The organism is Moritella sp. Urea-trap-13 (assembly GCF_002836355.1).
Taxonomy (GTDB): domain Bacteria; phylum Pseudomonadota; class Gammaproteobacteria; order Enterobacterales; family Moritellaceae; genus Moritella.
The window spans coordinates 323,053-346,297 of sequence record NZ_PJCA01000027.1 but is presented as its reverse complement, the minus strand read 5'-3'; the positions used below and the strand labels follow the sequence as shown (position 1 = coordinate 346,297).

Here is a 23,245-nt window from a genome sequence, read left to right as displayed (position 1 = left end):
AGGGCCATCGGTTTTATTTTACAACATGGCTTCTTATCAGCTAACGTTTATCGGTTCAGTAACTGATCAACCGCAACAGCGAGCGCGACAGTCGCACCTACCATAGGATTATTACCCATGCCAATAAATCCCATCATCGCAACGTGAGAGGGCACTGACGAACTGCCCGCAAATTGTGCATCTGCATGCATGCGTCCCATGGTATCTGTCATACCATACGATGCTGGACCCGCGGCAACATTATCAGGATGTAAAGTACGTCCCGTACCACCACCAGAAGCAACTGAGAAATAAGGATGACCCGTGCGAATACATTCTGATTTATAAATTCCAGCGACAGGATGTTGGAATCGCGTTGGATTTGTTGAATTACCCGTAATACTCACGTCGACACCAGCAGCGTGCATAATAGCGACACCTTCACGCACATCATCCGCGCCATAACAAAGGATATAGCCACGAGGTCCAGTTGAAAATGAACGACGGCTCACTTCTTTTAATTCATTGGTATCATAATCAAATTGTGTTCTAACATAAGTGAAGCCATTGATACGCGAGATAAGATAAGCGGCATCTTTACCTAAACCATTGAGGATCACTTTCAACGGTGATTGGCGTGATTTATTCACATTCAGCGCAATTTTGATCGCGCCTTCTGCGGCAGCGAAAGACTCATGCCCAGCAAGGAATGCAAAACATTGGCTTTTCTCATTCAATAATCGCGCTGCAAGTGCACCGTGGCCTATACCTACTTGACGTTGTTTGGCGACACTGCCCTCTTTCGTAAATGCTTGTAGCCCTTCACCTATAATATTAGCCGCCTCTTCAGCTGAACTCGCCTGGCGATATAACGCTAATGCTGTGCCAATGGTATATGCTTCCGCTGCACTATCGAATGCGATAGGCTGGGTTTCCATCACTAACGCTTTAGAGTCAATGCCTTTAGCTAGGCAGTATTGATAAGCTTCATCAATTGAAGACAAGTTGATTTCGTTTAGTAATGCTGTAATTTGGTTTGTAATAGTGCGATTAGTCATAATAGTGCCCTCAGGTTAAGCTTCACGTGGATTAATGGTTTTAACTGCATCGTCAAAGCGACCATACTTCCCGGTAGCAGATTTCATTGCTTCATCAGCTTGAAAACCCTTGCTAACCACTTTCATCATTTTCCCGAGGTTGACGTATTCATAACCAATCACTTCATTATTCTCATCTAAGCCTAATTTAGTGACATAGCCTTCGGCAATCTCCATGTAGCGAACGCCTTTTGCACTGGTGCCATAGCTAGTGCCAACTTGACTGCGTTGAGTTTGCCCGAGGTCTTCTAAAGCCGCACCAATTTCTAACCCACCTTCAGAAAAAGCAGATTGCGTACGACCATAGGCAAATTGGAGGAATATTTCACGCATTGCCACATTAATAGCATCGCAGACCAAATCTGTATTCATGGCTTCAAGTATTGTTTTACCGGTAATTATTTCAGCTGCCATCGCCGCTGATTGCGTCATACCAGAACAGCCAATCGTTTCAATTAAAGCTTCTTCAATAATACCTGCTTTAACATTAAGCGTAAGTTTGGCTGCACCTTGTTGCGGAGCACAAGTGCCGACACCATGACTTAAACCAGAGATCGCAATCACTTCTTTAGGATTGATCATTCGACCTTCGATTGGAATTGGCGCAGATGCGTGGAGATCGCCGCGTTGAATCGGGCACATTGATTGGATTTCAGAAGAGTAGTGCATACAATTATCCTATTATATTTAGGAAAACAAGGCATCATCACATGTTAAATAACGGTTCAGTTAATAGTATGCATAACGCAGCTCTATTACTTCGATGCTATTTTACAGATTCACTTGTTCTCAAATTTAATAGGAGTCATCAGCCAGAGATTGGCGGTTAAGTAGGTGGCACCCCATCACCTTATGCCGTTATTTTAGAACTTAAGCACCTTTTTTAGCAAGCGTTGCTTTAGACCGGTTTTTTATATTAAACCTTTTTTATATAAGCACCGTGATTACCTTAGCAAGGTTTACTAACCGTACTCTCTAATTTTTAATGGCTTGCTAGCATCATAACTGTTTAATACATCTAATAGGTTTGCCGTGCTCAACGAAATGTCAGAGGGGGATGTAGGATCTTGAGTAAATTCAGCAGCTTGAGCAAGTTCACTCAAAGTAGGCTTAATTAACGAATCATGCGCTAATTTTTGCTGTAATAAATGCGAACTGTTTTGTACCACAGATTCCGGCACATATTTAGTATCGCCGACAGCCACAGCGACTTCTGGCGAAAAGCAGATTTCTAAACGCATTGCAGCCATATTGTTACTCGCCGCATATTCATTCAAGCGAACCATACGGGCAGCATCGTACGCTGACGTATCAACGACAGGTTGTTTAATTTCGATTTGTTTCTGATCACTAATGTCAGATGACAACATGCTTAATAGCAAAGCAAATTTTGCTCTATCACCATTTACAGCACATTTATTTAATTGTTGGCCAAGTTGCAGCTCATCAATTAAGGCATGTTGTCGTATCGATTGAACGTAAATAAGGTACCTCTTGAACAGAATTGCGCGCAGAACAACCAAATTTTGCCGCGAAATAATCAACTAGTAAGTTATCGGCCTGTTTTTCTAAATATTTAGCGGTTTATTCGAATTTTTTGTTCACAAACAGACATTTTCTGATATTATCCGTTCCGTACTTGTGGAGGGGTTCCCGAGTGGCCAAAGGGATCAGACTGTAAATCTGACGGCTCAGCCTTCGAAGGTTCGAATCCTTCTCCCTCCACCACAATTTATACTATGTTGCTTAGCATTATTGGCTAATGCACTATTTAATAGATAATAGCGACATAATGAAAGACAACATCTATATCGTTAGATGAAAAAAGTATTCGTGGAGGGGTTCCCGAGTGGCCAAAGGGATCAGACTGTAAATCTGACGGCTCAGCCTTCGAAGGTTCGAATCCTTCTCCCTCCACCAATTATTAAGACTATGTCGCTCGCATTATTGGCTAATGCACTATTAATCAAGTTAATAGATAAAGCGACATATTGAAAGACAACATCTATATTGTTAGATGAAAAAAGTATTCGTGGAGGGGTTCCCGAGTGGCCAAAGGGATCAGACTGTAAATCTGACGGCTCAGCCTTCGAAGGTTCGAATCCTTCTCCCTCCACCATTATTAATACTATGTTGCCATCAATGCATTATTGGCTAATGCACTATTTATTAGTTAATAGCAACATATTCAAAGACAACATCTATATCGTTAGATGAAAAAAGTATTCGTGGAGGGGTTCCCGAGTGGCCAAAGGGATCAGACTGTAAATCTGACGGCTCAGCCTTCGAAGGTTCGAATCCTTCTCCCTCCACCAACATTCTACTTTAATGATCTTACATTGTGGCCAATGTAGCTAAACATCGTTATCGTAAAATACCCATCTAGCAATAGATGACAAAAATAGAGAAAAATGTGGAGGGGTTCCCGAGTGGCCAAAGGGATCAGACTGTAAATCTGACGGCTCAGCCTTCGAAGGTTCGAATCCTTCTCCCTCCACCACTCTCTATACTTTTCAAATACTCTCTTCTTAATTACATATTATCTAATATTAATTTTCTATCTTTTCTGAACTATTGCTTAAATCTCAATTTATCTATCAATATTATCAACGATATCTTATCTTAGAGATCTCCAACAGCTCTATTATCCCAGCTTTAATGTTATATCATCAACATTTACAACACTGTCTAGTTACTGATTTTCCCAAGTAAAAACTAACGGCTTTCACCGCTAGAATAACTCAAGATTTAAACATCCAATTCCGTATTAACAACCGCTATCCAAAACAACAATTTTTTCTATGCTATTTGGCTGATAAATAAGTTGGCAATAATCTCCAGCTTTTTTGTCATATGTGTAATTATCACCAATAACAATAGCTAATACACGGTGAAGTTCAGAACCATAAGCACGGCTTGTATTGGTAACTTTATACTCATCATCCAAACTGAGTAATCGTTTTATTGAATCTTGATAAGCAATTGGATAACCATTACACGTCAAATAACCTTCAACTTGAGCAGATTGATCTTTATCAGAACTATTTTCATTATCCGCCTTTGTGTCGTAACACTTACCTTCTAATCCTAAAATTAACGCCTTATAATAAATCAAATCAATAGCGATCCGTAATTCTGCTGCCACGCTGGCAATCTTGGATTTTTTTGCATCCCCGGATAAATTAATAAATTTAGGCACTGCAACTGCCGATATAATCGCAAGGATAACGATAACAATAGCCAGTTCAATAAGAGTGAAACCTTTCGTCCGAGACGCCATACAACCCTTTTATTTTAATTAACAAATTAGATTGTAGTATCACTACAATCTTTAACGGCCGCATTATAAGCTAACAAGCAGTAACCATAAAGTATTTTATACGCATTCAAAGTATGGTTATTGATAGGTAACGCCAACCAGCTTAAGTCATTTTGTCGCACAAAAAACACCCAGTTTACTGTTTCGCATAACAAAATACGGCACCTCTCAAGACAGTATTATGCATACCTGCTATTGTAGTTAATGCTATTCATTAGCCTCTAAACTTACCCACTACTCTTGAGCATTAAATAAACATGAATCAAAATTTTGACTATCGAAATAAACGCGTGCTCATTGTTGATGACCAACGTGCTTTTCAGATCATGCTCAAAACCATGTTAATTAATTTTGGTGCGAAGGATGTAACACATGTAGGCAGCGCTGAAGATGCTTTAAAATTGTGCCGCAATAATACTTTTGACTTGCTGCTCGTTGACTACAACCTGGGATCAGGTATGAATGGCCGTCAGTTATTTGAAGCATTAAAAGCAAATAATCTACTACCTATCCACACCGTGTTTTTCTTGGTCACTGGTGACAATTCTAAGGCAATCGTGTTAAGCGCGATTCAAATGACACCTGATGATTATTTGATGAAGCCATTTTCACAAAATGAGTTAAATTTACGCATTCAAAAGGCCTTCAATAAAAAAGATGCCCTGCTACCTATCTATCAAGCGATTAAAGATGATGATTTCGCCCAAGCAATGGATGAATGTGACAACGCAATCATCTATTCTGCTCGTTACCGTAATTACTGTCGTTTGTTTAAAGCAGAGCTGTTAATTGAAAAAGAAAGGTATGCTGAAGCACGTATTATCTTAGAAGACTTTATAGAAGACCACCCGCATACCCAAGCACAGTTGTTGCTAGGTCGGGTTTATTATCTAGAGAAAAAATACCAACAAGCCATCCCATTATTAACCGAAATCATCAAATATAATCCGATGATACTCGATGGCTATGATTGGTTAGCACAATGCTTTAAAGATGGCGGTGACACCGAAAAAGCGCTAGAAATAGTGCAACGTGCAATCAAGCATTCGCACTTGTCATTAGAGCGCCAAGGCTTGTTAGCAGAATTAGCCCTTGATACCAATATGAACGCGATAGCTAAAGAAGCCTTTTTCGCGATCCTAATGCAAACCAAAAACACCATACATCAAAACCCGCAGCATCTGATTAACTATGTGCAAGCTATCATCCTAGTGGCTAAACACGAAGAAGATGGCTTTAAACAAGGCCGCTTGCTACAAGAAATTAGCGGATTGTTTCATCGTTCTTCCCAGCAACACCCTTATGTAGAAGAAGGTGAACTGTTAGCGCTTGAAGGTTACAGTTTAGCGTCAATTCATAATGTCAAAGGCAACCAGATTAAAGCCAAGAACACTTTATTGAAAAGCAATGAAACGTATTTGGTTGAACCCGAAAGCACACCAGAATGGTTAGGACCGCAGTTAGTTAACTTACTGTCTGAATTAGAAGAATTCGATCTTGCCGAAAAACTCAAACCTTATATCCAACATGGCAATGTGCACAGCGAAAAATTACTTGCTAGCATCAGTGGTGTCGAAAACAGTAAAGAAGTTAAATTTCAGCATCACAACAAATTGGGTATTGAAGCCTTTACTGAAGGCAATCTTGAAGTCGCACTGGAACACTTTGAAACGGCGCTGTCTATCGCCCCACTCAATACCGGCGCTGCGTTAAACAAAGTACAAGTATGCTTAGCCCTATTAGCTAAAATTGAACGTCCGTGGCCAGACATCACCAAAAAAATCAGTGATACGCTTATCGAACTCGAAGACTTCCCGCTATCTGAGCAACAAGCAGAGCGTAAAGCTGAGCTAAGAAAAGAATTCAATATTCAGCGAATGCAGGAAAAAAGAAGAATGAATAATTAAAAATCCCCAGTTGAACTGGGGATTTTTATAAATCATATTGATCTAATTTAAGTATTTAAATCAATAATGGTTTAACGCTGTCTTGGCTCAATTAACGTCGAGTATAGTGGATATTTTTCATCGTAATAACACTATCAGTAATACCCTGATCAGAATAGAATTTTTCAAAATCATTTGAATCATTTACTTTTTCCATTGTCACTGGATCTTGTGCTTGCAGGTAGTTACCAAATTTAAAGTAAGCAGCTGAATCATCCTTCACATCTAATGACGTGTCAGTATTCAAAGCTGATACAGAAACTTTACCATAGTTGTTAACAACACGTAAGTTGAACGTATCACCACTGATGATCGTTCCCAACGATACCTTTTTTTCAGAACCATCATCATTTCTCAAACGAACATACACATCAAATATACCATCAACTGCAATACTATTTTCAAAACCTGATTCACTAGTGTCTGAAATATAAACTTTCATTAACGTACCAGTATCGCTGGCATGATGTTGAGCTACAATAGTTTTAGACCCTTTCGACATATTTACAGTTACATCAGCCTGAAACTCTTCATAGGTAGCACTCATCGCAATACGAAGTTCTTTTTTTACTTTTAGCTCATTTCTCCAACCGTTACCATTCGGCGTTGTATGTTTTGACGTAAGTGCATCAAAGCTCAGTTGAGTGCTATTAGCATAAGGAGAATCTCCTTCTGTATCAAAAATAGTCTGAAGATATTCGTGGTCGGTACATTGATCACAAGGGTCAGTTGGATCCGTTGGGTCCGTCGGGTCCGTCGGTTCTGTTGGATCAGAGCCGCTGCCGCTATTAATTTTTACTTCGGTAAGGCTATTCCAACTATTTTTAGAATTTCCGTTACCTACGATACGAATGTAGCGAGCCTCAGTCTCAACGATATCAATATCTTGAAGTGAAATGGTATCTTTAGGACTTGTACCCGAGAAGATATTGTTCCAATTTGACAGGTCTTCCGATGTAAGAATATCCAGTTGCGTCGATCGTATATCACCTTGATGAAAGGCAATTTGCATATCTTTCACGGTAGTAATATTACTCAAATCAAATTGAATCCATTCTCCTTCGCCTTTAGCAGACCAGCGGGTAGATAAATTGTCATCGAGTGTATTAGCCGCTACATTACCATCATCACTACTGGCAGTGGCCACAATGTCATCCTTACCACCATCACCACCAGCCGTATTGATTTTTACTTCTGTAATACTATTCCACATATTAGTTGAATTACCATGGCCTACAATTCGAACATATCGTGCAGCTGTATCTGACACATTAAAGTTTTGAAGTTCCGAATTCTTTGAATTAGTACCAGAAAAAGCAATGTCCCATTGAGATTTATCCTCAGATAACAAAATATCAATATATGTATTACGTTCATCGCCTTTATGAAAAGCAATATCTAGGTCATCCACTGTTTTAATGCTGCCAAGGTCAAACTGAATCCACTGATCATCACCTAAAACAGACCATCGAGTAGACAAGTTTTCATCTAATGTATTAGCCGCTACATTGCCATCATCACCACTCGCGGTAACTGTCACTGCTGCAAAAGCAGGTGAAAAAAGAACCGGACTAATGAATAACCCAGTAAGCAATGTTGATTTTAGTACTTTCATTTTATATATAATTCCTTCAAGCAAAATACGCCGTTGTGAGATTACTTGTGCAATCTCACAACGGCAGTTGAGCATTAATAAATTTAACTGAACAGGAAATGAATATTGTTGTGACAACAGCAGACAAGTGAGCAGTACATTACGTAGACTATTATCGAATAAAATACGAGCTGCAATCCTATCTTATTCTCAGATTTCGATCAAACTTTTAAGTATAAAAGAGTATATGTTAATAACAAAAAAGTATAAGTCATTATTATAATAGGTTTTTTTATCGTACTTTTATCAAAATAACCATCAGGTATATATATTACGTTTGAATATAGATAAAGACCTTATTCAGTAGCAATAAGGAAGGTAAACGCTTAAATATCCGCATATATTAATGGTTTTGAAATGACATATTATAAATTTTTAGCAATGTTGTATGCTGAACTCACAAGTCAATCAAGAAGGAACATCATCGAAAAAAATAAAAAAATGCACCGTTTTATCTGAATTTATATTTGGATTTACCCAAAAGTGATATATAGAAAGTAGCACTAGCTATAATTAGAAATGGAATGGAATGTTTCCTAGAACAGTACTATGATTTCAGTAACCCATTTTAGGCTTATAAAACACACCTACTTTACAACCAAGTTAGTCCGTATCAACTTAGCGTTAAGTATGAATGGTGGGTATTAAACTATTGTTAACAGGGTATCACGCATAAACATGGACACGTGGTTAGAAATAGTATTTGAACTAAAGGATTGCTAAATTCAACAGAGGTCCATAAATGTATATTTCAAAACGTGTTAATACGATTAAAAGCCAGCACTTATGCGGTTTTAGAAAATATTTTGTTTTATTACTCGGATTATTAACCTCTTCCTTATTCGCCGCATCTAGTTGGGCCTGCACTGATAGTAATGTACGTTTTTCGTCTAGCAGCTACCGTATTTATTTAGAAAATGGGGCTATATGCACTCTATCTGACATCGACAGTATAGTTGTTAATAAATACAGTTCAGTCACTCAAGACCAATTGCTTGAGCAAACATCCCCCGGGGATTGGTTACTAAAAGCCGAAATGAGAATCGAAGATGGTTCGACTCTTGTAATACATGGAACGAGCATAGGTGGGGATGCAAACTCTCTGCTTCTACTTAGCGAAAATGGTGCTCAACCTTATCACGTAAAGATCCAAGCTAAACACGGTATGATCGATATCAACTCTACATCGATCAGTAGTTGGGATCCAACCTCGCTCGGCCCCGACACCGATCAAACTAATGGTCGTGCTTTTATTCACGTGAACTCCATTGAAGAAGGTATAACCATCAAAGAGTCACGCATGGATATCATTAACAGTGAAGTATCTTATCTCGGTTTTGCCAATGCTGAGTCATACGGCTTGGTTTGGAAGATACGAGGGGGTAATACTGACCCCACTATATATGATCGTCTGGATGTATACGGCGATATTAAAGACAGTTACATACATCACAATTACATGGGCATGTATTCTTATGGTGCCTTTGCCATGATAATCGACAATAACGAAATAGCATTTAACACATCTTATGGTATTGATCCCCATGATGATTCAGACGAACTCACCATTAGTAATAACGATGTCCACGATAATGGAAATCATGGCATAATTTGCTCACGTCGCTGTAACGACCTAATCATCACTGGGAATAAATCTTACAGAAATAAACATGGCATCATGTTGCATAGAGATACTAATGATTCGTTAATCGCAGACAATATTATCTATGACAATGCAGATAATGGCATAGCCATTTATGAGAGTCATGGAAACACGATCCGTAATAATACAATCACGGGTAATAAACATGGTATTAAGCTCTCGATGGGTAGCCATGATAATATTATGGAGTTAAATACAATAGAAAGTAATAGCGATAATGCGCTTTATCAATACTCAGGCAATGATACGCCAGAGACTACCAACGGACGTCCTTCAAATAATATTTTTACTAACAACATTATTAAAAACAATGGCCAATTAATTAAACTGCGTGACTCCGACGATATTATTATTGTATCTAATACGTTTGAAGGCCCGACCGACATAGACATATACGACTCTACTAATATTCAAATCCATGACAACAACCACCTGTTTTCTGAGATAGAAATCAAAATCTATGGCAGCGATACCATTGCAACAGACACAAGTATAGAAGTTGATGAACCGCTTAAAGTTAAACTCAATGATTTTTCAACGCTTGAACTAATCAGTAATATTGGGCGAATATTTAATGCCGAAGAACAAGGTGATACGACGAGAATCAAAGATACACTTAACAATGGCTACTACGTAACATCATCGTCACTAGTACTAGATTCAGAGCTTATTGGTACTACATCAAACGTAGAAGCGCTGCCATTTTGGGTCACACTACCGGCAGGTGAAATCGAAATCAGTGACGTTACGTTCAACAGCAGTTCTCAGAAGTGGATAGTACAGTCTATAAGTGAACAACCGGATGTTGAATACCGTATTGCAGATCTATTGGATGGTGCAGATTATATCCTTCTCAAAGATAACGTCCCGCTAAAAACGTTAACAGCAATCGGAGGGGAAGTTACATTTACTGAGCCTTCAACAACAGCAACTGCCTATGAACTGCGTAATACGGCTGTGATTAATTATATACCCGTGTTTGCGGATACTTATGTCAGAGACGGTTTCCCTGATACCAATTACAATGACGTCGGAACATTAAATGTCAAACTATCAAGTAGTGGATATAACAGAGAAGCATTCTTAAAATTTGATATATCTGCTTATTCGACTCCAGTTGAGAACGCGAAACTTACTTTTTATGGTGCCCTATCGAGTTCAGGCTCATCAACTACTGATATATATACCACGGATTCCACCTGGTCTGAGACATCAATAACTTGGAATAATAAGTCTTTTCCTGCCTCATTTATTGACGGTGTAACCATTGATACGACTAGTTTTAAAACTTATGAAGTTGATATTACCGACTATTTAAACAGTTTAATAAATGCAAATAAAACCGAAGCAGCATTTATATTTATTAATCGAAATAGTAGCAGAGCTGTCTCTCGAATAAGAGCAAAAGAGCATGGCTCAGATACAGAACCGCAAATACAAATTCAATTTTAACCTTTGAAAACACCTTGTAGTAGCCAACATTAATTGGTCACTACAAGGTAGCCTATCACAACACCACAAAGTAAGTTACTCGTCAGAAGAAGGATTGCTTTATTCTACCGATATAATAGCCAAATTAACCATTAAATAAATCAGTTTATTCGTCATTCCCGTGAGCAATGAGAAGTGATGAAAAGCTAACTTCGAATACACCACCAGCCTCTTTGTCTGCTTGCACATAGTTACCCGCTTTAAAGTAATACACATGATCATCCCATACAGAACTCATGCCATTCTCTCCAAAATTAACCGATTGTGTTACTCCATTAACGGTTATGTTGAGAGTATTTTCTTCAAGGCTAATTTGATAGTTAAATTCATTCAACCCCACTACATCAAACGCGAGGCTAAAGGGGTCACCCGAAGAAGGGTCTTTATTAATAATCGCTCTTACTGCTTTTGTAGGGCCATCCCATTGCAGTTTAAGCAATGCTTTAGTTGAATCTTTAGCGTGTATTTGACCAATAACCGTTTGTGGATCGTCAGGCCAATAATCAACCACTTTCAGGCTAGCTGTCAAGACATGTACGCCTTCATTGTTCCAATTTGCTTCACTCGTGCTTTCACCTGGTATCCAATGATAGAGCTCACGCAGTTCAGAACGTACATATGAGGAGTTCACAGTGCTTGCACCTCCAGAAAGTGGAGTTCGAAAGACCATACCGCCATCCATACCAGTATAAAAAAAGTCGGGGTCTTCAAATCCTAAATCAAGTGGCACAACATTAATAAGAATACCTCCGGAAGGTAAAATTTCAGCTGCAGAGCTACCACCCGAGCCAAAATAGTCGTCCTGCGATACCGGGAGCGTGAGCTTCCATACCGATAAATTGAAATTCTCTGACGGCGGTACGGCAGGGTCAGGTTTTAGAATAGGGTCTGGGTCTGGGTCTGGTTTTAGAATAGGAGCAGGTTCGAGGTTTGAATCCCCTCCACTATCTTGGCAGGAAATTAATATTAGGATGAACAGAAGTGATATAGATCGTGATTTTTTATTAATTGAAAAAAAATGACTGTCCATAGGTATTTACCAAATTATTATACGCTAGAGCTTTTCGTCGAGAAGGTCCTTTTCTGAAGCGTCATAATAGCGCTAGGATGGGTAGGTATTAGACAGTTTAGTTGAAGCGAACTGATATTTCCAACAGATATAACGGGGAATAAGCGAACATAATCGCACTTTAACAACCGCGATTTAAAGGTAAATAATCGCTAGATTACCGCCTAATCGACTGGAGACTAGGGGTTTTACTTTTTCAATCATGTCTTTCACATTGTCATCCACGTCACCAATTGCGCTATAAATAGCAAGCCAAGATAAACGTCCCGATACAAAAAAATTATATTCAATTTGTTTATAACCTGTTTCTCTTTCAAAAAGTAACGGATCATGAACACTTTTAATCACCACCGAATATAATCTTGCAAGTGCATTCTGGTTAACAGAAAACGGCTTATCGTTATTTGCATCTAAAAATGCAGCGATACCAACCAACGGCATTAGTGCATAGTTATGATACATTGTCGCTCTAGTCTGGCGACGAAGTTCATTAGGCAGGAAGCCGTCCGCATCGACCTGTTGCATCGCGGTTCTAAAAACCGATTGAGACCAATTATATAAGTCCATTCTATCAAGTATGGCTGACGTTGTAATAACGCTCCACGCGGCCCAATAATCATGATTATTCACTTTATTGATGGGCCGGTTAGAATAATCCTTCATGACTTGCTCCGCCAAATCAGTCAGCCAAATTTTCACTTCGGCATACTTTTTAGGCTCATGCTTATTCAACATTATATTTAATTTTAGTAGGCTTGATGAAATAGCAGCCAATGTCCATTTACGCACCGCTTTGCCAGTATGATTATCAGTTTTTTCAAGTAGACTGCTATTATATTTCCAGTCGAGTAACCCGTCCACAAGACAATGCAGGGTACCAAGTCTTTTACCTCGACTAACAATATCGTCTGTTTTTTTAGACACAAAAAACTGTAATTGCCGGATACTCTTTGTCATTTTTTCGTAATCTAATTCGGCCTTTTTGTTTACCTTATCTCGGGCACTATCACTGCCTTCATATCGGCTATGGAAATTCAGCGTCGACGTATAAGGTGCCGGGTAAACACACGGTTTATCGTTACCTTCTTTTAAAATTAGCGATTCTTGCACTGAAATATACCCGCGTGGAATAGAGACCGCGGCATCACATACGCTACATACCATAATTACAGGTACTGCCAACCAGAATGTCCGCATTCTATCCCCTCCTCGTGCATATTTTAAGTTCAATGCCTTTCTGACTCACCTTTCTTTTATATTCTATCGCGCTTGCGTTTCCAATTTCAGTAATTTCAAGCGCGATCAGGCTGCCTGACGGGGAGAGCAAATTGTTCGAAAATTCAAAAATAAAAGACCCTCCGGTATCAGCTCGCTCATTCTTTTTCAATTCAACACTCTTCACTTGTCCGTCAGAATACCAAGCCCGATATTTAACACGATTTACGCCTGCCGTTGGAAAGTCGAGTTCAAAAATCAAATCTCGTAACCTGACGCCTTGCGCCTTCTCTCCAAAATAAAGTGCCGTACTCCCAGAATCCGGATCGTATTCAGTAAAGGACTTGTGCAGCAGAGGATGTTTTTTCTTACAGCCACCTTCAGCCAGTGGCACTAATTGGGCAAATGTATTATCGTTGTCTAATGGGTAATAAGACGATATATCCCAAATAATCACCTTAGGTGGATGCTTAAACAGCGCTTGACTGTCAAAGTAACGTAGCCATGCACCCAGCAAGCCGCCATTTTCCATCGCGTAATTATCAACAGGGATTTTTAATTCATTGCGTAAAAAACCCAAAAAGTTCAGATTGGGCAAAGCCGTAAAACTGCCACCAATAAGCACAACTTGAGTATCTGCGTGATCACTCGATAAAGCGCTATCTGTATTTAATTCTTCATACCCGTAGCCTTGTACATATTCAGTTATGTATTGATCACGACATAAATGTTTAACCCCTAAGCCGATATCACTACGTATCGCATAACTGCCCTGTTTCGTAATAACAACATCACTTTTATGCGAAAAATCCAGTGATAACGATTGTCTCAGTGTATCAGCTACATATTCAGCGGTAATTTTTGCACCTGTCGGCGACCAATGCGAATCCCGTTTATAATAAAATGTTTGATCTCCACGGTATTTTTCTATCATCGCTTCAAAGTCTGGCACGATAACCCCTAACTTACGTATTTTCGCTAACGTCTCTCCATATGACTGCTTTGCCCTGTCATAATTAAATGAGCCATCTGGAATATTATCTGGGTTTATCAACCCTCGAGTTGGGATATACATCAACACGAGCTCTGTACCTTGGTTATTGAGAGCGGCCTTTAAACGAGCCAAACCATGGTATTCCTCTGCTTGTCTAAAGTCTTCAACAAGATCACTTTCAGAACGGTACACCCAACCATTGGTGCCTTCGACCAAGTACTTGTTCAAGCGTGTCCACTTACTCGTATAGTTACCGGTTACACTCGCTGCAGCGCATAAACTATCAACGTGTTCGATCTGATAAGAATGTGGCACAGCTGCAGAAACACTTAACGATGAAGACGACAGTATCAGAGCCATTATTAGAAGAACAAATCGCATATCATCGTGCCTCTTCATTTATTTTAGATAAAGAGACCACTTTATTTTCGACCAACATTGCTTTCACTATTTGGTTATGGAATCTCTCAATATCACCACCGAACCCCAAGCGTAAGCGGTTACTTCCATTGTCTTCTAATGTTAGATTATAAAAAGACACAAACTCGCTGCTTTTCGAATATACCGAGCCACTTTTATTATTCGCAATCACCCCCCCTGAAATATAGCCTGATGACTTAGTCTCAAAAGGATCTAGTTTCAGATCACGATGGAGGTGTGTTTTTAGCGAGGCAGTATCAATATAAACACCAAATTTTTTGTTTGATAAAATGTAGTTATCTATCAACCTAAAATACTGACTATTACGCACCCTGATACCATGAGCTTTGTTTTTATAACTTTGGTTATTAGCAATAATATTATAACCTGATTCATATAGAGTGATACCATCACTGCCATTCTCAAACGTTTTGTTACTAACAATAATATTGCGCTGACTTGAGCGGTCTAACATGATGCCTGATTTGTTATTTTTATATGATTTATTATTAAATATGTAACTGTCACTCACATCACGTGAAATGATGATGCCGTGTTTTACCTTTGTGCCATAAACCTCGTTATTGGCGATGATTAAATGGCTAGTGATGTCATGCGGATCAATGCCATAAATGATATTGTTTCTATACACATTGTGGGCAATGACAATATCTTCAGCCTCGTAGCAATAGAATCCATAGTAAATATCTTCAAATACGGAATGGATAAACCAACCTTTTGGCGACTTTGAAAAATCGAAATCCTTACGTTGAAACATCGATTCCGCCTCTTTCACTTTGTAGCGACTTAGCGTGAGACCGAATGATTTAGGCGCAAAATAACCTAAACTCGATACAACCGATTCACTGATGTAGGTATTACTCCCTCCCCAACCGACAACAAAAGGACGAAACGATTTTTCATTCTGAGTATAAAACGCAGGCGTGTTTGTAGATTCCCGCCAGCCAACTAATTTAGCGTTCGAGATATACAGCGTGCCGCCATTGGAAACAAAACTGCCGCGATCTTCTGACAGTTTCAGAGTGGCATTTTCAATAATCAAGGTAGCTCCGATACCGACAACAATCGGTAATTTAGCCAAGTAGGTCTGGTTCTTTTCTTTCACTAAAAATTTAGGGTAAGCTCTGTGCAGCGCGTCCAATTCCACGGTGCCACTTTTTACAGTCAAACTTTTAGGAATGTTCTTTTGTTTCTTCGCTATATTCCAAAAACTTTCTCCCGCATATAGCATCCGCACTTCAACCTGGCCAAGCAGATTTGGGTTGGTCACACGTCCTTTTTTCAGCGTACGGGAATACGCCATTTTCTTTTTCACCTCGGCAGGCGTATAACCTGATATATCGGGAAGATCATAAGCAATATCAGATTTTGGTGTGCTGTTCGTATTCACAACAAACTGTTCATCTGCGGCCGAAATATTAAACGTCGCCACCAGCATCGTGAATAAAAATGTTAAATCTAACCATTTGTATATACGCATACTTAAAAAACTCCCACCATTTCTAATGCCACACGGTATACGGTTTTATCCGCATCGGAATTAAATGCATCACCAGGTTGAAAACGAGATAAACGCAGTTGCCAGTAGTTTATTGGAATAAAGAACTGCTTATCTTTAAGGTTATGTTTGATTGCAACATCGCCCCCATATCCAACATCGTTCGACGTTTTATTCATCTCTAACGGTTCACTATTCCTGTAAATAGAGTACATCACGTCATCACGCTGAAGATGGGCAAACGAAGTAGCTACCTGAACCCCATTGGTAAACGAATAAGCGGCGAAAATGTTGGTATAAATTAGGTTCGTTAAATCGGGGCGTAATGCCTCGCCGTATCGGTAAAAAGACTGGTCATTACCAACAAACTTAGATCGGTTTGTATGCAGTCCGGTTTGTACAAACATATTCGACTCCCCCGAGTCAAAACCACCACTGCCCTGCGAATAGGCCATCCCGATTGAAAAGGGGAATTGTTTAAAATCGTAGCGAATGCCGGCATCGATAGCCCACGCTTTAATCGCTTGGTCATTAAACGTTTGACCTTGATTGCCGACAAAGTCGCTTTCACCCGTTAAACTGATGAATTCAACATTATAAGCCCAAGGCGAACGACTGCGTCTGTCAATCCAATTGGAGCCTAGACCCAAACCAAACCAGAGCCAATCGCCATTCGCACCGTCTGGGGCCCCCGTTTCGACGTTCGATGTTAGGTTGCTATTGTCCTGATGGGTAAACATAAATCGTGCAAAAACAGTATGGTAAGCTTTCCAGTCATAACCAGAATCAATAAATAGCCGAGTTCTATTTTTATCCAGTTCGCTAAGTTCATTATTACTACGATAAGTATCAAAGCGCTGACCAACACCAACCTGAACGTGAGATTTAGTGCTGTAAACGTTCCACACTACCGACTCAATTTGAGTATCCCACCAAAGGGCACTTGATGATTTGACCTTCTGTAATCCAATGCTAAGCGCTTCGTTAGGGTATTGAGATAAACCAGAAAAACTAAACCATAATTGTCGAAGATGTAGGTAATTGTCAGTGTCCGATGTTTGTGTTGTCCTACCCGTATCATTATTGTCGAACGTTCTTATTTGGCTATTAGCTGCAAAAGCTCTTACATCGCTATAATAGTGCCAGTCTTCGTCAATGTTGCCATACACACGAACACCCAATTCAACGTATCCACCATCTTCTTTTTCTTGGTCAGAATTTACTATTTCAGGGTCGCGTTTTACTTCGGCTCCGACTTTATATTGGTACTGAATCGTATTATCCGCATAGCATCCAAACGACACTAATAGTACAGATAAAGCCAACTGCGTTATTAATGCATTTTGCATAACATTCCTTGCGGTGTATTAAATGATGATTTATATCGATTTTTCTTCTTTTAAAAGCGATTCAGAAAGTGCTTTATCTCTGCTATTTTCAGAATCATGTAGTAACTGAATCAGTCGGCTATTTTCTTCCGGTTTTGCTATTCCAGAATCCATGGCCATGTTCGAAAAAACCCAAACATAAGTGGGATTTGCTTTGATTCCCGGCGAACCGTGGAAAGCGATGGCAAGCTGCTTATAACTTTTGGCTTCATTCAACCGAGCGGAGTAAAGAAGTAAGTCAATACCTTGCTGAAGTTTACCCGCTCCGAGTTTGCCTGATACATACAGCGTTCCCAGATAGTATGCGCCAAGTGCATCATCACTAATAAATCCAAGATAATGTTCTGCTAATATCGGATCATCAGGTACGCGATATCCTTTTAGGTACAACTTCCCGAGCATCAACCTTGCTTCACGACTGCCATTATCCGCGCGATCGATAAGCCCATAAAGAAGCACATCGTTTGACATTAATATGGTCTGTTCGAGCTCATAACGTGCGCTCAATAAAAATAATCTATCGGAATCAAGATCTATCTCAGCAAGCTCAACGCCTTTAACTAACAAACTTTCACCAAATTCATCTTCGATTAGGATACGGCTACAACGGAAAACATCTTCATCCGTTATCAGACCTTGCTTATAATTAGCCGTTATAATAGTGGCCCGTTTACCAATAGCATCAACATCTCCTTTTTGTTTTTCTAGCTTAAGATAGAGTTGATGGCAGACGGCTAAATCACTTTCAGGTGTACTTGGTTGTGAACAAAGAAAATCAATATCAGCGATATACTTTTCCGGAAACGGATAATTATTTAAAAACATCATAGCTACGTCCCTATATTGCTCAATACCTTGCTTTCTCCATTGATCAAAAAGTGGATCAATTTCTCTCACATCATAAGTGTCTCTATGCCACGAATAAAAACGAGCTAAAAGAACCGATACATCGCCAAACCTCACTTGTCGTTGCCAAAGCGATCGGTATGTGGGCTCCTTGTATTTACTGTTCACACGACTCATTTTGTTCATCCATCGTAAGTACGCCAGTTCGAATTCAGGATCTTCTTTAAGCAATTCCTGATAATATTTACCGGCGAGCTTTTGCTTTTCAGGATCAGTGCTATTAGCATAAAATCGTGCCAGCCCCGCGGTTGCCTCGTAGTAACCCGCACTATTGAGAGACAATAGCATCTCTTCAGATTTACTATTCTGCCCCTGCTCATTTAGCACTCGAGCATAGTCAACATCCAGCATAGATGTGCAACCAACACAGCTTAAAATAAAACACACAACAGTCAGTAGTTTATTCATCATTCAACCTATTTGACACCATCAATCATCTTAAAATAGAGGAGAAATCAATATCACCAAATTCAAAATTGTTACCAATAGAAACCTGCACAGGATGTGACATATTTTCGATATCAATCACTTGGTCCGGACGAATTATAGCGATAATAGCATTAGGTCGTTTTGGATCATCAGACAACGCGACGTCTTCAATCTTCCCTGTATAGTGGGTTTTATCACCGGGAATGGATAGATTGACAGTCTTATTTATGGTTACAATTTCAACGTCAGTAAAGTTAAAATAGGCCGTCACATAAGGGCTGGCATTGACATCGGCAACTTGAAAGAGAACATCCCCCTGTTGCGTAAATTCTCGATCATTTTTACTGGCACTGATAATAAGGCAGTTACACGGATTTTTAATCAAACTGTTGAGTTCTGTCGGTAAAATATCTTTTAACTCTTCACTCGTAAACTGCGTATTATTTACCGAATTGATAGCTTCGTATACTGACGATGTAATAACTGCAAGTGGGACACCTTTTCCAACCGGCGTATTAATATCCGCGACCAATTCGTAATAACCACTTGTCGGTGCGATGACAGGCTCTTTATCTATGTCAACCATCGCCGATACTGAATAGGTGATGAAATAGTGCTGGTAAAGATTCAGAACAATATAACTAAATGCACTTAAACCGACACACGCAACCAAGCCCGTAACAACGAGAGCTCTGAATTTCCTCAATCCAGATAAGGCACCTGAACTACCATTTTTTCGTTCTTTGGTATAATTATCTCTACTCATCGTGGTCAAAATATCCGCATTACTGGCCAAGTCTCCCGCTAAATACTTGCTGATAAACATTCTGATGAGTGAATTCTCCTCCTCTCCAAGTGAATTGAATTCACAACCAGCTTTGTCATTCTCTTCCGATAAGTATTTCACCGTAAACGCGATAGGAACCCTGAACTCAACAGTGTTAATTTTAAATAACAGAACGCCTTGATAAAGATAACCAGAAATTAACTCATTAGTCTTAATATCAATTGAAAAGCCACTGGCCGAGATATCTGCAATAGAGAACGTATGTAATGCCCCCTCTTTGTCTTTGATTGTTAGCCTCACGGGTAATTTAACCCTCGCGTGACGACGTTGAGTCTCAGTTTCATGGATTAAATTAATTGTTGCCGTTGACATAGTAGGTCCCTTTATCTAAGCGACGAACTAAACTGGGACGGGTGTATGAATGCGTACTTTGCATCCATACTAAAATCAGGCTTACTTTTCGGTACATAATATGAACTCCAGTAATCTAAGGTTCTAATAATTCGTTAGTAAATATTAATTTATGCTGTTAGTTTGCAAACTAAACAATGTATAACAGCATTGCGGTGAATATTGAGACCGCTGAAAAGGTCATTATTGGCGTTGAGAATTTATTAAATTTAGCCTGAAACGGGTCTTCATGCGCTTTCAGTTTGGTTTTCTGTCGTGTCCAAGATTGCCTATCAAGACGAAAAACGACATATATTTTCAACACAGAGCCCACGATCTGATTAAAATAAAGCATTAATGGAAACGCGGGACTTATCTTATGACCAGAAACCAACAGCATAAGTGTCACCACCGAACGTGTAATGGCAATCCAAAGGATATAAATAACGAGATATATCGGTGAATATTTGAATGCAGCAACAATAGAGGCTGACAAACCAAATATACTCGTCCACATCGATATTCTCTGATCCCACAACACGTAATAAGTCATCGGGCCGAGTAAAGACAACCCGAGTCCTGTCGCTCTCGAGTTTTGTCTTAACGAATTACCATACCAACGAAACATCAGTTGTCTCGACGCCCTAAAAAAGTTTTTATCCGGTGGATGTTCCACCGTATTGATGATGGCATCAGGAACATAATAGGTATCCCAGCCTTTACGCATTAATGAGAACCAGCTAGATTTGTCATCACCCGTTAAAAATTTAAATTGTCCTAATCGCCAATGATTTAAATGATCTTTCTCAACATCTTCGATAAACGCAGGGTGGGTAACAACCTCTGCCCGAAACATTGACATTCGTCCTGTCAGCGTAAGCACGCGTTTCGATAACGCCATTGAGCACATATTAATGTGGCGCTGAGAAAAACGGAGCTTATGCCACTGGCTCATCCAATAACTTCCCAGCACATCACAAAACTCGTTTGTAGTAAGGGCTCCGATATTGGGATATAACGAAAAATAAGGCACGCAGTTTTTTACCACCCCTTTCTCCAGAACCGTGTCACCATCAACGACTGCTACCAGGGCTGTTTTATCGGGCATATCCCGAGAAATAGTACGAAAACCATATGCAAGACCATCTCGCTTACCAGTTCCAGGAATGCGCACCACCCTCAATTTAATACTTTCATCCGGTTCAAGCTCTGCCCAAAGCAATTTAAAAATAAGCTCATCACTCGACTCCACAATTGAAGCGATAACCGTACAGGGATAACCACAGCACATAGCTTCTTCAATAATTGATTTGTAGACCATCGCGGTTGTCTTCGCATCGATCCTAAAACTCGTCACCATCAGGTAAATATGTGAAGGTGATTGTTTTTCTAACGCTTTTAATGCCTGTTTTCTTTGTATTGGAAAGACGATGTAAAGGAAGATTACACCGCGGATAAAATGCATAATCACAACACTATAACGCCAAATACCGATAGCACCGATGATGAGTAAATAATCTGGATGATCTTGTTGAAATACGGTTGGAGGCACAACAAGCGCCAAGCTTCCAATCACAGACAACAATAACGACCATCCAATTATATTTTTAAAAAATGTATTGAGTGTCATATTCAAACTACCAGCAGATGCCTTGCGTATGGTCATCTGATTTACCCTTGATTAAGCCACAAAGGTCGAGAACAACATGATGTTCTGAAATTTTTTCCAGCAAAGCATGAAACGATTTGTCACTATTACCTATAATGACCAATTCTGAGGAATGTAGCATATCCTCTTTACTCTGCTGCAATAGCGACGAAATATGTGGGATTTTATTCTCCAAGTATTCTTTGTTTGAACCATGAATTTTGGCGTAGCTAACGTTCTCATCGTAAATTTTGACTGTATAACCTTTACCTAAAAGCATTTCTGCCAATTCTACATGCGGTGATTCTCGTAAATCATCAGTACCCGGCTTGAATGAAAGACCATACAAAGCCACTCTTTTCTTACCTGTATTTTCGATAATATGGAATACGTTCTTCACGTGGTTTTCATTACTCTCCATTACGGATGCGATCAGCGGATGCTTAACATTAAGCTGTGAAGCTCGATAATTTAACGCCCGCACGTCTTTTGGTAGACAAGAACCGCCAAAGGCGAATCCAGGTTTCATGTAATAGGCTGAAATGTTGAGTTTGGTATCGGTGCAAATAATATCCATCACCTTACGTCCGTCCACGCCTGATGCTTTGGCGATGCTGCCAATCTCATTTGCAAACGTTACTTTGATGGCGTGCCACACATTACAGGTATATTTAACCATCTCGGCAGTCTCAATGCTTTCGATAAACAACGGCGCATCTAAATCACTATATAGCTCCGTTAACTGCTGAGCAGAAACCTCATCGAGGCAACCTACAACAGTCATTGGGGGATGATCATAATCATCTATAGCAGTACTCTCCCTCAAGAATTCGGGGTTCACCGCTAAGCCAAAATCGACACCAGCTGTCATTCCGGTCGCGCTTTCAAGTTCCGAACGTATAACCCCCATGACGGAACCAGGTAATACAGTACTGCGAATAACAACCGTGTGATGGCAGCCTTTTACTTTTATTGCTTCACCTATTTGTTTACATACATTTTGGACATAACCAAGATTTAAATCACCGTTAGGTTTAGAAGGTGTAGGGACTGCAACAAATGAAATATCAGTCTGCATTACCGCGTCAAGGGCATTTATAGTTGCGGATATTTTTTTACTCTTCACGCCCTTAAGTAATAACTCTTCCAACCCTTCTTCAACAATTGGTGAGCGACCTGCATTGATGATGTCAACTTTTTCCTGGACAACATCGACACCAATAATCTGATGTCCTCGATTTGCCAGGCAGGCTGTACACACTGCACCGACATATCCCATTCCAAAAACACTTACCCGCATAACACTTTCCTCTAACAAGACAAAGGCTTGA

Annotated in this window: 16 protein-coding genes, 5 tRNA genes and 1 riboswitch; of the genes, 7 read left to right on the top strand and 14 right to left on the bottom strand. The window is 39.7% G+C overall.

The genetic code is table 11. The annotated features are described in order from the left end of the window. Nucleotides 1–47 precede the first annotated feature (47 nt). From CXF93_RS04400 to CXF93_RS04390, 3 genes are all read right to left on the bottom strand, one after another. On the bottom strand, nucleotides 48–1,037 hold the full coding sequence (locus CXF93_RS04400; protein WP_101061219.1) for a GGGtGRT protein: 990 nt from the start codon (nucleotides 1,035–1,037) through the stop codon (nucleotides 48–50). 15 nt (nucleotides 1,038–1,052) lie between these two features. Then, complete coding sequence (locus CXF93_RS04395; RefSeq protein WP_101061218.1) at nucleotides 1,053–1,745, bottom strand: iron-sulfur cluster assembly scaffold protein; 693 nt, start codon at nucleotides 1,743–1,745, stop codon at nucleotides 1,053–1,055. A 123-nt stretch (nucleotides 1,746–1,868) separates the two neighbouring features. Continuing rightward, nucleotides 1,869–1,935: riboswitch (Fluoride riboswitch) on the bottom strand. A 103-nt stretch (nucleotides 1,936–2,038) separates the two neighbouring features. Beyond that, the gene (locus CXF93_RS04390) at nucleotides 2,039–2,599 is read right to left on the bottom strand and encodes a VC2046/SO_2500 family protein (RefSeq protein ID WP_255418816.1); all 561 of its coding nucleotides are present in this window, start codon (nucleotides 2,597–2,599) and stop codon (nucleotides 2,039–2,041) included. A 120-nt stretch (nucleotides 2,600–2,719) separates the two neighbouring features. Between CXF93_RS04390 and CXF93_RS04385 the strand changes: the two genes are divergently transcribed. The 5 genes from CXF93_RS04385 (at nucleotide 2,720) to CXF93_RS04365 (ending at nucleotide 3,576) form a co-directional block, all read left to right on the top strand. Beyond that, nucleotides 2,720–2,804 (top strand) — tRNA-Tyr (locus tag CXF93_RS04385). Nucleotides 2,805–2,911: 107 nt separating this feature from the next. Beyond that, nucleotides 2,912–2,996, top strand: a tRNA-Tyr gene (locus CXF93_RS04380). Nucleotides 2,997–3,110: 114 nt separating this feature from the next. Then, nucleotides 3,111–3,195: transfer RNA gene (locus tag CXF93_RS04375), tRNA-Tyr, on the top strand. 111 nt (nucleotides 3,196–3,306) lie between these two features. Next, nucleotides 3,307–3,391, top strand: a tRNA-Tyr gene (locus tag CXF93_RS04370). A gap of 100 nt (nucleotides 3,392–3,491) precedes the next feature. After that, nucleotides 3,492–3,576 (top strand) — tRNA-Tyr (locus tag CXF93_RS04365). 267 nt (nucleotides 3,577–3,843) lie between these two features. On the opposite strand, the gene CXF93_RS04360 is transcribed toward CXF93_RS04365, so the two are convergent. Continuing rightward, nucleotides 3,844–4,356: a prepilin-type N-terminal cleavage/methylation domain-containing protein gene (locus CXF93_RS04360; RefSeq protein ID WP_101061217.1), complete on the bottom strand. Its 513-nt coding sequence runs from the start codon at nucleotides 4,354–4,356 to the stop codon at nucleotides 3,844–3,846. Nucleotides 4,357–4,652: 296 nt separating this feature from the next. Here CXF93_RS04360 and CXF93_RS04355 point away from each other — a divergent pair, with 296 nt between their 5' ends. Next, on the top strand, nucleotides 4,653–6,302 hold the full coding sequence (locus CXF93_RS04355) for a response regulator (protein WP_101061216.1): 1,650 nt from the start codon (nucleotides 4,653–4,655) through the stop codon (nucleotides 6,300–6,302). 91 nt (nucleotides 6,303–6,393) lie between these two features. Here CXF93_RS04355 and CXF93_RS04350 read toward each other — a convergent pair whose 3' ends face one another. Continuing rightward, nucleotides 6,394–7,956, bottom strand: a complete 1,563-nt coding sequence (locus CXF93_RS04350; RefSeq protein WP_198551581.1) for a discoidin domain-containing protein — start codon at nucleotides 7,954–7,956, stop codon at nucleotides 6,394–6,396. Nucleotides 7,957–8,737: 781 nt separating this feature from the next. On the opposite strand from CXF93_RS04350, the gene CXF93_RS04345 reads away from it, so the two are divergent. Further along, on the top strand, nucleotides 8,738–11,110 hold the full coding sequence (locus tag CXF93_RS04345) for a NosD domain-containing protein (protein WP_101061214.1): 2,373 nt from the start codon (nucleotides 8,738–8,740) through the stop codon (nucleotides 11,108–11,110). Between the two features lie 145 nt (nucleotides 11,111–11,255). Here the strand turns inward: CXF93_RS04345 and CXF93_RS04340 are convergent, their stop codons facing one another. The 9 genes from CXF93_RS04340 to CXF93_RS04300 all read right to left on the bottom strand — a co-directional run bounded on the left by CXF93_RS04340 (nucleotide 11,256) and on the right by CXF93_RS04300 (nucleotide 23,214). Next, entirely contained in the window at nucleotides 11,256–12,179 is a 924-nt protein-coding gene (locus CXF93_RS04340) for a polysaccharide lyase family 7 protein (RefSeq protein ID WP_101061213.1), read from the bottom strand. A gap of 174 nt (nucleotides 12,180–12,353) precedes the next feature. After that, entirely contained in the window at nucleotides 12,354–13,415 is a 1,062-nt protein-coding gene (locus CXF93_RS04335) for an alginate lyase family protein (protein ID WP_101061212.1), read from the bottom strand. 1 nt (nucleotide 13,416) lies between these two features. Next, nucleotides 13,417–14,808 carry an alginate biosynthesis protein AlgX gene (locus tag CXF93_RS04330; RefSeq protein WP_198551580.1) on the bottom strand — a complete coding sequence of 464 codons (1,392 nt, stop codon included), beginning with the start codon at nucleotides 14,806–14,808 and terminating at the stop codon, nucleotides 13,417–13,419. 1 nt (nucleotide 14,809) lies between these two features. After that, nucleotides 14,810–16,348: a NosD domain-containing protein gene (locus CXF93_RS04325; protein WP_101061210.1), complete on the bottom strand. Its 1,539-nt coding sequence runs from the start codon at nucleotides 16,346–16,348 to the stop codon at nucleotides 14,810–14,812. A 2-nt stretch (nucleotides 16,349–16,350) separates the two neighbouring features. Further along, nucleotides 16,351–17,715, bottom strand: coding sequence for a hypothetical protein (locus tag CXF93_RS04320; RefSeq protein ID WP_101061209.1), 1,365 nt, complete (start codon nucleotides 17,713–17,715; stop codon nucleotides 16,351–16,353). Nucleotides 17,716–17,745: 30 nt separating this feature from the next. Next, nucleotides 17,746–19,071, bottom strand: coding sequence for a hypothetical protein (locus CXF93_RS04315; protein ID WP_157824415.1), 1,326 nt, complete (start codon nucleotides 19,069–19,071; stop codon nucleotides 17,746–17,748). A 22-nt stretch (nucleotides 19,072–19,093) separates the two neighbouring features. Next, entirely contained in the window at nucleotides 19,094–20,248 is a 1,155-nt protein-coding gene (locus tag CXF93_RS04310) for a PilZ domain-containing protein (RefSeq protein WP_101061207.1), read from the bottom strand. 169 nt (nucleotides 20,249–20,417) lie between these two features. Continuing rightward, nucleotides 20,418–21,818 carry a glycosyltransferase family 2 protein gene (locus CXF93_RS04305; RefSeq protein WP_304442113.1) on the bottom strand — a complete coding sequence of 467 codons (1,401 nt, stop codon included), beginning with the start codon at nucleotides 21,816–21,818 and terminating at the stop codon, nucleotides 20,418–20,420. 85 nt (nucleotides 21,819–21,903) lie between these two features. Continuing rightward, a complete protein-coding gene (locus CXF93_RS04300; protein ID WP_101061206.1) occupies nucleotides 21,904–23,214 on the bottom strand; it encodes a nucleotide sugar dehydrogenase in 1,311 nt (436 codons plus the stop codon). Nucleotides 23,215–23,245: the final 31 nt, after the last annotated feature.